Origin of the sequence: Bradyrhizobium sp. OAE829, assembly GCF_040546575.1 — a bacterium.
Classification (GTDB): domain Bacteria; phylum Pseudomonadota; class Alphaproteobacteria; order Rhizobiales; family Xanthobacteraceae; genus Bradyrhizobium.
The window spans coordinates 6,812,333-6,826,972 of sequence record NZ_JBEPOE010000001.1; the positions used below are offsets into that span (position 1 = coordinate 6,812,333).

17 protein-coding genes are annotated in these 14,640 nt (G+C 63.7%); 3 read left to right on the forward strand and 14 right to left on the reverse strand.

Annotated elements, in window-relative coordinates; genetic code table 11:
• Window positions 1-85: 85 nt before the first annotated feature.
• Window positions 86-442, reverse strand: a complete 357-nt coding sequence (locus tag ABIE49_RS32685) for a hypothetical protein (protein WP_192734866.1) — start codon at window positions 440-442, stop codon at window positions 86-88.
• Window positions 443-688: 246 nt separating this feature from the next.
• On the opposite strand from ABIE49_RS32685, the gene ABIE49_RS32690 reads away from it, so the two are divergent.
• Complete coding sequence (locus ABIE49_RS32690) at window positions 689-1,240, forward strand: cytochrome P460 family protein (protein ID WP_192734865.1); 552 nt, start codon at window positions 689-691, stop codon at window positions 1,238-1,240.
• 128 nt (window positions 1,241-1,368) lie between these two features.
• On the opposite strand, the gene ABIE49_RS32695 is transcribed toward ABIE49_RS32690, so the two are convergent.
• Both ABIE49_RS32695 and ABIE49_RS32700 read right to left on the reverse strand, forming a co-directional pair.
• Window positions 1,369-2,481 (reverse strand): NAD(P)H-dependent flavin oxidoreductase, encoded by a 1,113-nt coding sequence (locus tag ABIE49_RS32695; RefSeq protein ID WP_354067110.1) that lies wholly within the window; start codon window positions 2,479-2,481, stop codon window positions 1,369-1,371.
• A 108-nt stretch (window positions 2,482-2,589) separates the two neighbouring features.
• Complete coding sequence (locus ABIE49_RS32700; protein ID WP_192734864.1) at window positions 2,590-2,973, reverse strand: RidA family protein; 384 nt, start codon at window positions 2,971-2,973, stop codon at window positions 2,590-2,592.
• A 163-nt stretch (window positions 2,974-3,136) separates the two neighbouring features.
• Here ABIE49_RS32700 and ABIE49_RS32705 point away from each other — a divergent pair, with 163 nt between their 5' ends.
• On the forward strand, window positions 3,137-3,433 hold the full coding sequence (locus ABIE49_RS32705) for a hypothetical protein (RefSeq protein ID WP_192734863.1): 297 nt from the start codon (window positions 3,137-3,139) through the stop codon (window positions 3,431-3,433).
• A gap of 55 nt (window positions 3,434-3,488) precedes the next feature.
• Here the strand turns inward: ABIE49_RS32705 and ABIE49_RS32710 are convergent, their stop codons facing one another.
• Together ABIE49_RS32710 and ABIE49_RS32715 are read right to left on the reverse strand one after the other, a co-directional pair.
• Complete coding sequence (locus ABIE49_RS32710; RefSeq protein ID WP_192734862.1) at window positions 3,489-4,175, reverse strand: hypothetical protein; 687 nt, start codon at window positions 4,173-4,175, stop codon at window positions 3,489-3,491.
• Between the two features lie 142 nt (window positions 4,176-4,317).
• Window positions 4,318-5,517: an amidohydrolase family protein gene (locus ABIE49_RS32715; protein WP_192735222.1), complete on the reverse strand. Its 1,200-nt coding sequence runs from the start codon at window positions 5,515-5,517 to the stop codon at window positions 4,318-4,320.
• Window positions 5,518-5,669: 152 nt separating this feature from the next.
• On the opposite strand from ABIE49_RS32715, the gene ABIE49_RS32720 reads away from it, so the two are divergent.
• Entirely contained in the window at window positions 5,670-6,443 is a 774-nt protein-coding gene (locus tag ABIE49_RS32720) for a ferredoxin--NADP reductase (protein ID WP_192734861.1), read from the forward strand.
• Between the two features lie 84 nt (window positions 6,444-6,527).
• Here ABIE49_RS32720 and soxA read toward each other — a convergent pair whose 3' ends face one another.
• From soxA to ABIE49_RS32765, 9 genes are all read right to left on the reverse strand, one after another.
• Window positions 6,528-7,301: a sulfur oxidation c-type cytochrome SoxA gene (soxA, locus tag ABIE49_RS32725; protein ID WP_192734860.1), complete on the reverse strand. Its 774-nt coding sequence runs from the start codon at window positions 7,299-7,301 to the stop codon at window positions 6,528-6,530.
• Entirely contained in the window at window positions 7,298-7,618 is a 321-nt protein-coding gene (gene soxZ / locus ABIE49_RS32730; protein ID WP_192734859.1) for a thiosulfate oxidation carrier complex protein SoxZ, read from the reverse strand. Before soxZ ends, soxA begins: the two co-directional genes overlap by 4 nt.
• Window positions 7,618-8,094, reverse strand: coding sequence for a SoxY-related AACIE arm protein (locus ABIE49_RS32735; protein ID WP_192734858.1), 477 nt, complete (start codon window positions 8,092-8,094; stop codon window positions 7,618-7,620). Before ABIE49_RS32735 ends, soxZ begins: the two co-directional genes overlap by 1 nt.
• 9 nt (window positions 8,095-8,103) lie before the next feature.
• Window positions 8,104-8,541 (reverse strand): sulfur oxidation c-type cytochrome SoxX, encoded by a 438-nt coding sequence (gene soxX, locus ABIE49_RS32740; protein WP_192734857.1) that lies wholly within the window; start codon window positions 8,539-8,541, stop codon window positions 8,104-8,106.
• A 7-nt stretch (window positions 8,542-8,548) separates the two neighbouring features.
• The gene (locus tag ABIE49_RS32745) at window positions 8,549-9,823 is read right to left on the reverse strand and encodes an FCSD flavin-binding domain-containing protein (RefSeq protein ID WP_502916008.1); all 1,275 of its coding nucleotides are present in this window, start codon (window positions 9,821-9,823) and stop codon (window positions 8,549-8,551) included.
• Window positions 9,824-9,841: 18 nt separating this feature from the next.
• The gene (locus ABIE49_RS32750; RefSeq protein ID WP_192734855.1) at window positions 9,842-10,138 is read right to left on the reverse strand and encodes a c-type cytochrome; all 297 of its coding nucleotides are present in this window, start codon (window positions 10,136-10,138) and stop codon (window positions 9,842-9,844) included.
• Window positions 10,139-10,195: 57 nt separating this feature from the next.
• Window positions 10,196-12,388, reverse strand: a complete 2,193-nt coding sequence (locus tag ABIE49_RS32755) for a xanthine dehydrogenase family protein molybdopterin-binding subunit (protein WP_192734854.1) — start codon at window positions 12,386-12,388, stop codon at window positions 10,196-10,198.
• A gap of 10 nt (window positions 12,389-12,398) precedes the next feature.
• Complete coding sequence (locus tag ABIE49_RS32760; RefSeq protein WP_192734853.1) at window positions 12,399-12,851, reverse strand: (2Fe-2S)-binding protein; 453 nt, start codon at window positions 12,849-12,851, stop codon at window positions 12,399-12,401.
• Between the two features lie 206 nt (window positions 12,852-13,057).
• Window positions 13,058-14,452, reverse strand: coding sequence for an MFS transporter (locus ABIE49_RS32765; RefSeq protein ID WP_192734852.1), 1,395 nt, complete (start codon window positions 14,450-14,452; stop codon window positions 13,058-13,060).
• Between the last annotated feature and the right edge of the window lie 188 nt (window positions 14,453-14,640).

Genomic DNA, 14,640 nt, shown 5'->3' on the forward strand with positions numbered 1-14,640 from the left:
GTCGCAATTGGCAAACAGCTTGCGATGGGTGTGTCAGCTGTTCGGCATCCATGCACATAATGTGCCGAACCGGGCCATAGGGAGCTCACAAATGGACATACACGCTCGTTTTGAGACAGCACGCGAAAGCGCTCTGCGAGAGGTCGCAGCAATCGGCAAGATGTTGGCTGATCTTGTTCGCACCGTTCAACTGATCGAATCCGAAATCGCAGCCGAAGAGGAGCGCACCCGGGTTTCCGACCGATCCGACGTCAAATATCCGATACTGGCGAGGACGCTGATCGAGCGGCGCGACAACCTCAAGATGACCATTGCCGCCCTTGAACAGCGTCACACCGAGCGAGCGCTGCACGAGCAGATGGCACCCGCGGCTTAACGGCACCGCCGCCGGGGGGCGCGGTGGCGGCTTCGTCCGTTGCGAAACCGCGAGCTGCGTCTCCATTGCCCCTCACCGCTGTAAGCGTTGACTTCCGCCAATGACCTTGGCGCGCATCGCCGACAGTTAAGGGATACTGGTGCGCACCATGGCATCGGACCCATTTCGCCATGCGCTAATCCATGCTGTAATCATGTTCATCGTGAGCAACGGTCATCGCAGTCCTTGGCCTCGGAGAAGACAATGCGACGACGCAATTTCCAACAAGGGGTTATCGACATCCGCCGCTGAACCGACGAGGGAGATGCGACAATGAAAAAAAGCACGCTGTTCAGTCTCACTATTTTGGTATCGATCGCTGCAGCTGGTGTCGCGATTTCCGCGCAGGACAAATACACCGTGCAAGTCCCGAATGGCCTCGGGTTCTCTGAGTTCAGAGGATACGAGGACTGGCCAGTGATCGCGATCAGCCAGAGTGGAGGCAAGATCGCTGTGATCGTGGGAAATCCGGTAATGATCGACGCCTTCAGGGAAGGCGTGCCCGGCAATGGCAAGTCTTTCCCGGACGGCGCCAAGATGGCGAAAATTCATTGGAACTCGAAAAAACAAGAGACGTATCCCGGTCAGCCAACGGTGCCAGGTACCCAGCATGACGCTGGTTTCATGGTGAAGGACAGCAAGAGGTTCGCGGACAGCGGCGGATGGGGGTGGGCCGAGTTCTTCTATGACGCGGCGTCCGATACGTTCAGGCCGGCCACTGCAGCGGACCGTCCGCCTCAGGAAAACAACGCGAAGTGCGGGTTCGCGTGCCACTCGGCCGTGCAGAACCGCGACTACGTTTTCACGGAGTACGGAAAAAGGTGAAGTATCCGATAGTGTTGACGGACGGTCGTAATGGCCGCGCCGAATAATGGTGGATGTCCGCATCAGGCAACCCAGAGCGGAAATCGGCGCGACGGCGATTAGACATGGCAATCGAAATGAGTAGTGGGCTAGGAACGCGAGAAAACGCGCAAGCACTCTGACGTCGCTTCCGCAAGCTGCTCGACCAACGCGCCGGCAGTCGTGTCGCTGGCGAGTGCTGCGGATTGACCGGCAAACAATGCGGTAAGCTCCCTGTCTCCCGTGCCCCCGAGCGGCGCGGTGAGGCTGAGCTGGCCGGGAAACGGTACAGGCCTCAGCTCCGAGGCCACGAGGTCGTCAATCAGTCCGGTTTTCACATAGCGCGCCGGCCGGCCGGTGATCAGGTCCGTGACGACAGTACAGGCGTCGGTGGGCTCGCGCAGCGCCGCGCGATGGGCATCGAGCACGTTCGCCTCCTCGCAGCGCAGGAAGGCCGTGCCCAACTGTACGGCGCTCGCGCCAAGAACAAAGGCCGCAGCCACCGTTCGCCCATCGGCCACGCCCCCGGCGGCAATGACGGGAACCCTCACCACATCCACCACTTGCGGCAACAGCGCGAACAGGCCCGGCTGCATGCTGACGTCGACACCGGTGAAGGTGCCGCGATGCCCGCCGGCCTCGATACCCTGCGCGATGATGGCGTCGACACCGCGCTGCTCAAGCATCCGTGCCTCGGCCACGGTCGTGGCGCTGGAGATTATGAAAATTCCTGCGTCTTTAATGGCGTTGATGACCTCCTGATGAGGCAGGCCAAAATGGAAGCTCACCATCTGTGGCTTGGCCCGCATCAGCATCGAAAGGTGTTCGTGGCTCACTTCTCCCGCCGCACCTTTCGGCTCGGGTACCGCTCCGAGACCCTTTGCGTCGAAATGCGCCTGCAGACGCGCCCGCATCGGCCCGCTGACATCAGGGGTAAACCTGGGCTCCGGCCACAGCGGATAGTTGACGTTGAGGCTGCCGCCGCTCAGCTGTTGGAAGCCGGCGATCCGCCGCTCTGCATCCTCGGCTGAAAACCCCCACATGCCCAGGCCGCCCAGACCACCAGCATTGCTGACCGCCGCGGCGAGTGCAGGCGTACTGAGCGAGCCCATCGGCGCCTGAAGGATCGGCCACTTGAGATTGAGCCTGTCGGTGAACGCGTTTTGGGACCACATCAATCGTTTTCCCATGACATGGACATCGGGCTCGAGCGCGTCAGGCATGCCCGCCTGGTCCTCTGGTTCGTTATCGTAAGTATCTTGTAGTTGGCCGAAAGTCTCTCGCAATCCGATACGCCGGGTGCCATCGCTGCCGGCGGCACGCGCCGTTCCCTAATCAACGTACGCTTGGCACTCGATCTCGACCTTCATTCGTGGATCGACCAACCCCTTCACCTCGACGAGCGTGGAGGCCGGCAGATTCTCGCCGAAATAAGCTATGCGGCGCGGGTTGATTTTCGGCCGTTCCGTGATGTCGGTCATGAAAACCTGCACCTTGACGACGTGCTCGGGCCCGGCGCCGGCCGCCTTGAGGCACTTGTCCATCACCGCGATGGCGATGTCGAATTGGGCAACAACGTCGGACGGTATGCTGCCGTCCTGCGCCTGGCCGACGACGCCAGCGACCCAGACGTGGGGGCCTGCACGCGTCACGTGGCAATAGTGGCTGACTGGCTTTGGAATGTCGGGAACGATGATGCGCTGGATTTGCGGCATGCCTGGCTCGCGAGTTGGGATCGACGCCCGGAGGTTAGCTGCAATTAGCCCGGCCGGCCAGCACTGCCGCTCCCCGTGGTTTGGCGGCTGCAGGCCCTAGTGTAGCAGCGGCCTGATATGCTTTGATGCGCGGGGGCCGGAACTGAAACGCGTGGGTGGCCTCATGTACATAATCATTCGAAAGTACACCAAGGTTCGCTCGGTTGCGGATGCTGCTCGCCGCGCCAAGAGCGGCATCGGTCAGATGCTGAGGGAATCGCACGGATTCAGATCCTATCATGTACTGGATGGGGGCGACGGCGTCGGTGTCGCAGTCATGATGTTCGAGGACCGCGCAAGCGCCAGTGCGGCGAACGAAAAGGTGCTGGAGTTTGTTCAGGCAAGCCTGCATGACCTGAATCTTGGAGACCCCGAAATCATCGCCGGGGAAGTTTTGGTGAATATAGAATCTGATGCGTAGTTGGATGTGCGATTTGACGAGGGCAGATAGGGCGCCCGGCCCGGCGGCCGCCGGGTCAATCGCGTCCGGGCCATTGGGCCCGATAGCGGATTTCGCTGCCGTCGGCGTTGCGTTGCCAGGGTCCGAGCTGAGAGGCATGCGGCGCCTTGGCCGATAGTTCGATGGGGTAGAGCCGGTCGGGCTGGCCCTTGATCTTGATTTCCAGTTGCCGATGCGCGGTGCGGAAGGCGAGTTCGACGTCGCCTGCGATGACGGGCTTGTCGCCTTCGCTGCGGAACCGGTTGAAGCGTGGCTCGCTCGGCATGCGGTTGATGTCGGTCTGCAGTTCAATCGCGATCTCCCGGGGCGAAGCCGGCAGCACCGTTCCTGTTGGCAGCCGAACCTCGAAGACAAGAAGCGGGGTGGCGGCGTTCGGGTTGAGCCACGGCGTGGCTGTCGTGACCGCGTAGACATAGTATGCCGTGCCGGCGGCGGCGCAGAGCAGGATCAGCGCACCGAATGCTCTCAAGCTGTTGCCGGCCAGGCTGCCGGTGTTCTCGCCGCGCATCCGCATCGCGAGCTTGGTACCGAGCACGAGGCCTGCGATCGCGCCGGCCGGCGCGAAGACGAACAGCATCAGCAGCGCGGAACCGATGGGGTCGGCACGGTTTCCAAAACCAACGAGTTCGACGATCAGCAACGTGGCGGCAAAGCCCACTGCTGCACCCGCCACCCCGCCGGCAATTTGCGGTAAATTCTTCAAATGTCCCTCTAAAGCTCGGACGGCGCAGCAGGCTGCGGCGCAGGCCGTCCGCATTTGACGTGACCGGCCGGCAATTCGTTCATGGCTTTGGAGGCGAAATCACATTGGCCCGACGCGCCGGGCACGATGGCGTCCATTCCCGTCAGTGCCCGACGATGATCTCCGGCAGCCGTGTCGCCGGCGGTGTGTTGCGGCTGCGCTGGGTGCGGACGATGCCGTCGATGATGGTCATGCCGATGCCGGGCAGGTCGCCGAGCTGCACGCTGTGCAGCAGGCTCTTTCCCGGTGAGTGCTGCGCCATGTCCATGATGACGAAATCGGCGGAGCGGCCGACCTCGATCAGGCCGCAGTCGAGCGCGCGCATGCGGGCGGTGTTGCCGGTGGCGAGGCAGAAGGCGATTTCGGCCGGCAGTTCGCCGAGTGATGACAGCAGCGACACCATGCGCAAGATGCCGAGCGGCTGCACGCCGGAGCCGGCCGGCGCGTCCGTGCCGAGGATGACGCGGTGCAGGTCGCCCATCTCGCGCGCGGTGCGCAGCGTGAACAGCGCCGAGCGTTCGTTGCCGTTGTGAACCAGCTCCAGGCCGCGCTTGCAGCCCTCGCAGATGCAGCGGATCTGGTCGTCGGGCAGGGCCGTGTGGCCGCCATTGATGTGGCCGACCACATCGGTGTCGGCTTCCAGCACCACATCCTTGTCGATCAGGCCGGAGCCCGGGATCGAAGGCCCGCCGGTGTGGATCGTGCTCTGGATGCCGTATTTGCGCGCCCAGCCCACCATCTTGCGCGCGGTCGGGCCGTCCTTGACGCCACCGAGCCCGACCTCGCCGAGCAGCTTGACGCCGGCCGCGGCGAGCTCCTTGAAATCGTCCTCGACCATTTCGTTTTCGATCACGGGCGCACCGGCATGGATCTTCACGCCGCCGGGCCGCAACGTCCAGAACGCGCGCTGTGCGAAAATCGCCATCGCCTTGACGCCGACGACGTCGCGGGGGCGACCGGGCATATGCACTTCACCGGCGGATATCATCGTGGTGACGCCGCCATGCAGATAGCTGTCGATCCAGCCCATCTGGTTCTGCCGCGGCGTCCAGTCGCCGGCGACGGGATGGACGTGGCTGTCGATCAGGCCGGGGGCGACCGTGGTGCCGTTGGCGTGGACGACGGTGGTGGCGCCCTCGATGTCGACATCCTTGAGGCGGCCGATGGCGGTGATCTTGCCGTTCTCGGCCACGATCGTATCGGCGTCCAGGATCGGCTTCTCCAACATCCCCGACAGCAGCAGCCCGATATTGCGGATCACCAGCTTGCTCGGGCCGCTTGCCTGGGGTGCGTCGTGCGCCATCGGATTTTCCTTGTTGTTCAATGCCTTCGGGGCGTTGCCGGCCATCTTGCCCGCGGCTTGACGGCGGGATCAAGAAGGATTATTCATTCGTATACGAATGATCGTATACGAATGATTTTGCCGACGCAATCTGCCTCCAATCGGATCGAAAGATGAGCAATTTCAATCAGGAAAGCGTTCTCAGCGTCCATCACTGGACCGACACGCTGTTCTCCTTCACCACCACGCGCGATCCCTCGTTCCGTTTTCGCAACGGCGAGTTCACCATGATCGGGCTGAAGGTCGGCGAGAAGCCGCTGCTGCGCGCTTACAGCGTCGCCAGCGCCAATTATGAAGACCGGCTCGAATTCTTCTCGATCAAGGTGCCGGACGGGCCGCTGACTTCGCGCCTCCAGCATCTGAAGGAAGGCGACGAGATCATCGTCAGCCGCAAGGCCACCGGCACGCTGGTGATCGACAATCTGCAGGACGGCCGCAACCTGTATTTGATCGGCACCGGCACCGGGCTTGCCCCGTTCCTCAGCGTGATCAAGGATCCCGAAACCTATGAGCGCTTCGAGAAGGTCGTGCTGCTGCACGGCTGCCGCCGCGTCGCGGAGCTGGCCTATGGTGAGATGATCACCAAGGAACTGCCGAACGATGAGCTGATCGGCGAACTCGTGCGCAACCAGCTGATTTATTATCCGACGGTGACACGCGATCCCTTCCACAACCGCGGCCGCATCACCGACCTGATCAATTCCGGCAAGCTGTTCGCGGATATCGGGCTTGCCCCGCTCGAAGCCGCGCATGACCGCGTCATGATCTGCGGCAGCCCGGCGCTGGTCGCCGACACCCGCACGCTGCTGGGCGGCAAGGGATTCGTCGAGGGCAATCACGGCGAGGCGGCGCAGTTCGTGGTCGAGAAAGCGTTCGCGGAGCGGTAACCGAGGACCGCGAGACCGGCCCATCCTTTCTTTGCATGGGGTTGTTTTCGCGATTTTTTTGCCTGGGCCCTTTGGGGCCCATGACTAGGGTCGAATGGCCGGCGCTTCCAGCGGCATGCCCTTGGCCCGCGACATCAGATAAAGCTCCAGCTCGACCAGTTCTGGCGCGCCGTAATCATAGGCCTGCGCGCGGATGCCTGACATGCAGGCGCGCAGCCGGCGTTGCAACGATCCCAGTGATTGCCACTCCAGCCGATAAAGCGGGTAACCCGTCGGGTGTCCTTGCGTCATTGCCGATCCGGCCAGGCGCTTATCCCAATTCTCATCGTGGCAATTGGTGCAGCCGAGATTGAGCTGACCCTGCCGCTGCATGAACAACTCGCGCCCCTTGGCGACGAACGGCGCCAGCTGCGGGTCGTTGCCGGGCTCGATCGCAGCCCCGCGCGATTGCTGCGCCACAAAGGCGGTCAGCGCCAGCAATTCGCGGCTCTCGTAAGGAAGCGGCGTCGCCTGCTGTTGATTGGTTCGGCACAGATTGATGCGCTGTTCGAGATCGACGGGACGGCCGAGCGCCTTGTCGAAGGCGGGATAGTGCGCCGCGACGCCCTTCATGCTCGCGCGCGCGTCCTGATGGCAATCGGCGCAGGCCTTGTTTGCAACGCCCGTCTTGCGCGCCCACAATTTCTCGCCGTCGAGCACCCACAGCATGCCGGGATTTGTCGTGTCGTCGTCCTGCATCGCCCTGGTATCCGGCGCCATGAAGCTATAGCCGGAGCGGCGCTCTGCTTGCGGGATTTCAGCATCGGCGGCATCCACCGTGAGCAGAGCAGACAGAACGATGAGGCCGGCCAACCTCATTCGACTGTTATCGAGGCCGACGCGGTTTCGGAAAAGCCGTTATCGCCGATCCATTCGAACTCGAACTTGCCGCTCGCGGTCGCCGTGGTGAAGAAGGTGATGAACGGGTTGGCGGCGATCGCTGGAAACAGATCGGCGCGAAAGATCTCGGTGCCGTTATAGCGGCAGGCAAAACTCGTGATGATGTCGCGCGGCACCACCTCGCCGGTGGCGGTATGCCGATAGCCGGTTTCCATGATGTGCGACATCAGCGTCTTGATCTCGATGATGTCGCCGCGTTTGGCTTTGGCGGGAACGTTGATCAGCGCGGAGGTCATCAGATCACCTCATCGGTGCAGGCCGCCAGCGTCACCACGACGTCGACGCTGGCCGACCAGAACGAGCCGTCGGACAACCGCGCGATGGCGACGATCTTCTGGCTGTCGGCGAGGCGGATGCGCGTGGACACCTGCGCGCGGCCGGAATGCGGGCCGAGATGAAAATTGCCGATATTGGGCTGCGGGTTCTTCTCGTTGAAAATGTGGATGCTGCGGACGTGATCCTCCGGCGCCATCGGGCTTGCGACGTTGACGGTCAGCGGCACGGTGTTGCCGTTCTCGACCAGCGGCGGCACGTCGAGCTTGACCTTGCCGGTGCGCACTTGCGCGCCATTGGTGACGCTGCGGATCGCGGATGCGAGTTCGGCGGGCGTCGCTTCGCTCGGCCGCACCGTCACGATCGGGACGGCGCCGAGCACGGCTGCGCCGCCGGCGAGGCCGAGGAACTGGCGGCGTGTGGAATCCTTGTGTTGCATCGTCACTTCCTATTCGCGCAGCGTCACCAGATAAGCCACGATATCTTCGATCTGTTCTGCCGACAGGATCGGCTTGCCGCGCCACGCCGGACCAACGCGATGCAGGCCGTCCACGCGATAATAGGACGGCATGATCGTCGCTTCATTGAGGCGGCTCGCGTCCACCAGCCGCAGCCGCAACTGCCCCTCCGACCAGCGGCTGCCGGAGCCGGCGAGGTTGGGGGCCAGATCGCCCTGGAATTTCTCTTCCGGAAACGGTCCGTTGTGGCAGAGGATGCAGGTGCTTTGGCGGTTGAGGAGGGTCGTCCGCCCGCGCGCGGGATCGCCGGGCGCACCGGTCAGCGACATCGCAATGGCGTCGCCGGTCACGGCATAGCGGCGCAGCTCTTGCGCGGCAGCGAGGCCGGGCAAAGCGAGCAGTGCGCCCGCAAGGATCGGACCCGACATGCGCAGCCTAGCCAAAGACTTCCGCCGTGATGGTCGCGAACCAGGAATTCGCATAGTCGGCCTCGCGCGCGCGGAAATCGCGCGGCACATCCGCCGGGCTGACGCCGCCGGCGCCTTCGACGTCGGCGAACAGCCCGTTCTTCGGCTGGTAGACGCCGGCGACCGAGAAGCCGTAGCCGGGCGCTGCCAGGCTGTAGCAGGTGTTGATCAGCTTCGGCGCCTCGGGTGTCCGGCCCGCCATCAGCGTCGCCACCGCGCTCGCGCAAGCCTTGGCCTGGGAATTCGCGGAGAACGCGGATTTCGGCATCGAGCCGGCAATACAGGCGTCGCCGATGACGTGGATGTTCGGCGCCGATTTGGATTCGAAGGTGACGGGATCGATCGCGCACCAGCCGGTATTATCGGTCGCGCCAGCGATGGTGGCGATGCGTCCGGCGCGCTGTGGCGGAATGACGTTCGCCACCTGCGCGGTGTGGTTGCCGAAATCGGTAATCAGCGTGTTGGTCGCCGGGTCGACGGAGTTCACCTTGCCGCCCTGTGACAGCGACACCCATTCGATCATTCCCGGATAGAGTTCCTTCCAGGCGTTCTGGAACAGCCGCTGTTTGGAGAAGGTGTCCTTGGCGTCGAGAATGATCAGTTTCGAACGCGGCTTCTTGGTTTTCAGATAGTGCGCAATCAGACAGGCGCGTTCGTAAGGCCCCGGCGGGCAGCGGAACGGATTGGCGGGCACGGCGATCACGACAAGGCCGCCATCGTCCATGGCTTCGAGTTGCTTGCGCAGCAGCAGCGTCTGCTCGCCGGCTTTCCAGGCATGCGGCATCTTTGCAGCGGCAGCTTCGTCGTAGCCCGGCAGCGCTTCGAAACGCAGATCAACGCCGGGAGACAGCACCAGCCGGTCGTAGGTGAGCGACGTGCCGTCGGCGAGCCCAACGGTCCGCACCTTGGCATCGATCGCCGTTGCCGCCTGCGCCACCACGGTGACGCCGCCGGCGCCGATCTTGTCATAGCCGAATTGTTGTTCCTCGAGCGAACGCAGTCCGGCGATCACGTTGTTGCTGAACGGGCAGGCGGTGAAGGTCCGGTTCGGCTCGACCAGCGTGACCTGCAGTTTTGGGTCGATCTGTTTCAGGGCGCGGGCGCAACTGGCGCCGCCGAAGCCACCGCCGATCACGACGACGCGCGCCGCGGCTTGTGCGAGCGCTGGCAGTGGAAACGCCAGCGCCGTCACGGCGGCAGCACCGGCGCCAACGAATTCCCGGCGGCTCATGCGATGGTTGATGCCCATGATAGCGGCCCCTTACTTCTGTGCCGCGAGCCACGCCGCAATCGCGCGCAGCTCGTCGTCGGAGAAGCCTTTGGCGATGCGGGTCATCACCGTGGCGGGAAGCGAACCGTCGCGGAAGCCCGTCATCGCGGTCATGATGTCGCCGGCGTCGCGGCCGTACAGCCGCGAAACCGGCGAGGCCGGCACGGTGCCTGCGGCGTGACAGCCGGAACAGGCCGCAGCGCCGGGCGGGGGGATGGACGCCGCCAGCAGCGGTGAGCTCCATGCCACGACGGTTGCAATTCCAAGGGCAACGCAAAACGCTTTCATCGGCGGCTATCCTGAAGTTGGGTGGGCGGCGGCCGGTGAAGGCCGCCGCCCAATTTGTCAGGCGAAGCTGATGTCCTGATCCTTCAGCGGCACCGAGCGGATGCGTTTTCCCGTTGCCGCGAAATACGCATTGAGCACGGCGGGCGCCGCGACGCAGATCGTCGGTTCGCCGACGCCGCCCCAGAAGCCGCCGCTCGGCACGATGACCGACTCCACCTTCGGCATCTCCGCGATCCGCATCGAATTGTAGGTGTCGAAGTTGGATTGCTCGATGCGGCCGTCCTTGACGGTGCAATTGCCGTAGAACAGCGCGGACAGGCCATAGACGAAGGAGCCTGCAATCTGGCGCTCGATCTGCGCCGGATTGACGACGTGGCCAGGATCGGTGGAAGCGACGATCCGGTGCACCTTGATCTTGTTGCCGTCGGTCACCGAGATTTCGGCAGCACCCGCGACATAGCTGCCGTAGCCCATGTGCTGACAAATGCCACGATACACGCCCTTTGGCGGCGGCTTGTCCCAGCCGACTTTTTCCGCCACCGCATTGAGCACCGCGAGGTGCTTGGGATGCTTCGCCATCAACTTGCGCCGGAACGCGACCGGATCTTCCCCGACCGAAAGCGCCAGTTCATCGATGAAACACTCGAGATAGATCGCGTTCTGATTGACGTTGACGCCGCGCCAGAAGCCCGGCGGGACGTGGGGGTTGCGCATCGAATGTTCGACCAGCAGGTTCGGAAAACTGTATCCGATCGCCCAGTCGCCGGTAGGAGCGAGGCCCTGGAATGCCGCCGTGTCCATGCCGTTGACCAGTGCCGCCGGGCGCACGGTGAACAGGATGGATTGGCCGGAGATCCGGACATGCAGCGCCGTCAGATTGTTGTCCTTGTCGAAGGCGCCGGTCAGCTTGCACTGCGTGACCGGATGATAGGTGCCGTGCTGCATGTCGTCTTCGCGTGACCACAACAGCTTGATCGGCGTGCCCGGCATCTGCTTGGCGATGGAGACGGCCTGCCGGACATAGTCGGTCATGCCGCGACGGCCGAAGCCGCCGCCGAGGATCAGCTTGTGAACTTCGCATTTGTCGGCGGGCAGGCCGGAGGTTTCCATCACCGCGGCGAATGCCGCTTCGCCGTTCTGCGTCCCGGTCCAGACCTCGCACTTGTCGGGTGTGTAAAGCGCGGTGGCGTTGAGCGGCTCCATCGCGGCGTGGTTCTGGTAGGGATAGTTGTACACCGCCTCGATCTTCTTGGCGGCGCCGGCGATGGCGGCTTTGGCATCGCCGTTCTGGTTGCCGATGAAAGCGGGCTGCGAATTGTCGAGGCCCTCGGCCAGCCACTTGGCGATCGATTCGCTCGACACCTTGGCGTTCTCGCCTTCATCCCAGACGATCGGCAGCGCGTCGAGCGCGGTCTTGGCGTGCCACCAGGTGTCGGCGACGACGGCGACGGTGGACTCGTTGACCCGCACCACCTTCTTGACGCCCTTCATGCCCATGACCTTGGCTTCGTCATAGCTCTTCAGCTTGCCGCCGAAGACCGGGCAGTCCTTCAGTGCGGCGTTCAGCATTCCCGGCAGCTTGACGTCGATGCCGTACATCATCTTGCCGGTGGTCTTGTCGGCGGTATCGAGCCGCAACACGCCCTTGCCGGCAATTTTCCAGTCCTTCGGATCCTTCAGCTTGACGTCGGCATCGGCGGGAGGCGACAGCTTGGCTGCGGCTTCCACGACCTTGCCGTAGGTCGTCTTCTTGCCCGACGGCGTGTGCGTGATGGTGCTGTTGGCGGCGGTGCATTCCGAAACCGGCACCTTCCACTCATTGGCCGCGGCCTGGACCAGCATCATGCGCGCGGTGGCGCCGCCCTTGCGGACGTAGTCCTGCGAGGTGCGGATGCCGCGGCTGCCGCCGGTCGAGAAATCGCCCCAGGCCCGCTTGCGTGCGACACTTTGACCCGGTGTCGGATATTCGGTGGTGACCTTCGACCAGTCGCATTCGAGCTCTTCGGCGACGAGCTGGGCGAGGCCGGTGAGCGTGCCCTGTCCCATCTCCGAACGGGCGATGCGGATCACGACGGTGTCGTCGGGGCGGATCACCACCCAGACGTTGACCTCAGGCGATCCATCGGCGGCGCGGACCACGGTGGGGCCACCGAAGGGGATGTCGAGACCGACCGCGAGGCCGGCGCCGGCAGCGGCGGTGCCGATGACGAAGGCGCGGCGGCTGAGTGCAGGCGTGATGTGCTTGTTCATGACATCCCCCTCAAGCGTTCGCGGCGGCGTGGATTGCCTCGCGCACCTGTTGGAAGGTGCCGCAGCGGCAGATATTGGTGATGGTCTCGTCAATGTCCTTGTCGGTCGGCTTCGGCTTGTCCTTGAGCAGCGCCGCCACCGCCATGATCATGCCGGTCTGGCAATAGCCGCACTGCGGCACGTCGTTCTTGATCCAGGCCTGCTGCACCTTGTGCAGTGCGCCATCGCTGGCGGCCAGACCTTCGATCGTGGTGATCTGCTTGCCAACGGCCTCGCTGACCGAGATGCCGCAGGAGCGCATTGCAACGCCGTCAATATGGATCGTGCAGGCCCCGCATTGTGCAATGCCGCAGCCGTATTTGGTGCCGGTCAGTCCGACATTCTCCCGGATCGCCCATAGCAGCGGGGTGTCGTCCTCGACGTCCACATTGATTGATTTGCCGTTGATAGTGAGGTTTGCCATCGCGTTTCCCCTGTTAGCTCAATTCATCAATTGAACCCGGCGGGGACACTGGACCGCAATCTGGAATAGTTCAAATCAAGAAAATGCGTTTGCAGCGCGGAAGAAAATTGACGGACCGGGGTTTCGTGCGGGCAGGGGCGCCACATGGCCGTCATCTTCGCCATGCTCGGCCAAGGTTTGCCTGCCTTCTAGGCACATTCTCTCCATCAATCTTGCGGCGCGCTCACCACCAGGCGCAGGAAACTCATCACGCATCCGAGCGCAGCAAATCCGGCACCGAGCGCCAAAGCAAGCGTCGCGCCATCGTGGCCGCCGAGCGCAAAGCACAGTGCCGCGAACGCAGCACCGAGCGTTTGCCCGGTCAGCCGTGCGGTCGCGACGATGCTGCTGGCGCTGCCGCTGCGATGCGACGGCGCACTTGACATCAGCGCGCGCAAATTCGGGGTTTGAAAGAATCCGAAACCGATTCCGCACACCACCATGCGCCAGACGATGTTGGCGACGCCGGGATCCGCCGGCAGCGTGGCCAGCAACACCATTCCCGCGCATAGCAATGCGAGGCCGATGCCGCCGAGAATGCCGACGGGATAGCGGTCGGAAAGCCGGCCGCCGATCGGCGCCATGATCGCGACCACCAGCGGCCATGGCGTCATGAAGAAACCGGTCTCGACCTGGGTGCGCATCAGCACGTCTTCGAAATAGAACGGCAGCGACACGAAGGCGATGCCCTGAACCGCAAAGGTACACACCGACGTCGCCGCCGACAGCGCAAACATCGGCCGCCGGAACAGATCGATCGGCAGCATCGGCGCCGGGTGATCCGCCTGCCGCCGCATCATGATCCAGCCGAGGATGATGGCGCCGACCAGTTCGGCCGCGACCAGCGCCGGTGGTGCGCTGTGTGCTGCACTTCCGATCCCGATGATGAACAGGCCGAGGCAGCCTGTGGTCAGCGCCGCGCTCGCAAAATCGAATGCGTGCGTCGCGCGTGGCGTCGGCGGCAGCGTCTTTAGTCCGATCCACACCGCGATCAGGCCGAACGGAACGTTGATCGCAAACAGCCACGGCCAGGGCCCCAGCGCCAGAATGCCGGACGCGATCGTCGGTCCAAGCGTGAAGGCGGTGCCGACCACCAGCGCGTTGTGACCAAAGCCGCGGCCCAGCATATGGGTCGGGTAGACGTAGCGGACCAGCGCCGCATTCACCGCCATAATACCGCTGGCGCCGAGCCCCTGCAGCGCCCGTGCTGCCACCAGACTGGGCAGCGACCACGCTAACGCGCAGCCGATCGAGGCAATTGTAAACAGCAACAGGCCGCCGATATAGATGCGCTGATGGCCGACGATTTCGCCGAGCGCGCCGAGCGGCAGCAGCGTCGCCACCAGTGCGATCTGGTAGACATTGACGACCCAGACCACATCAGCCGGGCTGACATGGAGGTCGGCGGCGATGGCGGGCAGCGCGATGTTGGCAATCGCCGTATCCAGCGAAGCCAGCGCCAGCGCGGTAAAGATCGCCGCGACCGCCCAGCGCCGGAGTTCCGGCGGCAAGCCGTCGATACCGGGCGTGGCAGGCGGCTTGGCGGTCGCAACTTCTGACATCGAGATCGGGGGTTCTCCACAGCCGGCGCGGGTAACGGCCTTAAGGGGGCGTGTACTACGGACGCGAGATGTTCCACAGGCACGCCGTTGCATGATGCGTATGCGAAGGCGGGCTTCCGCGGCATTTTGAGCCGCCAACTTTCTGCTACTTCCCGCCCGCCGTCCGATCGACTAGGCTCGCCGCGCAT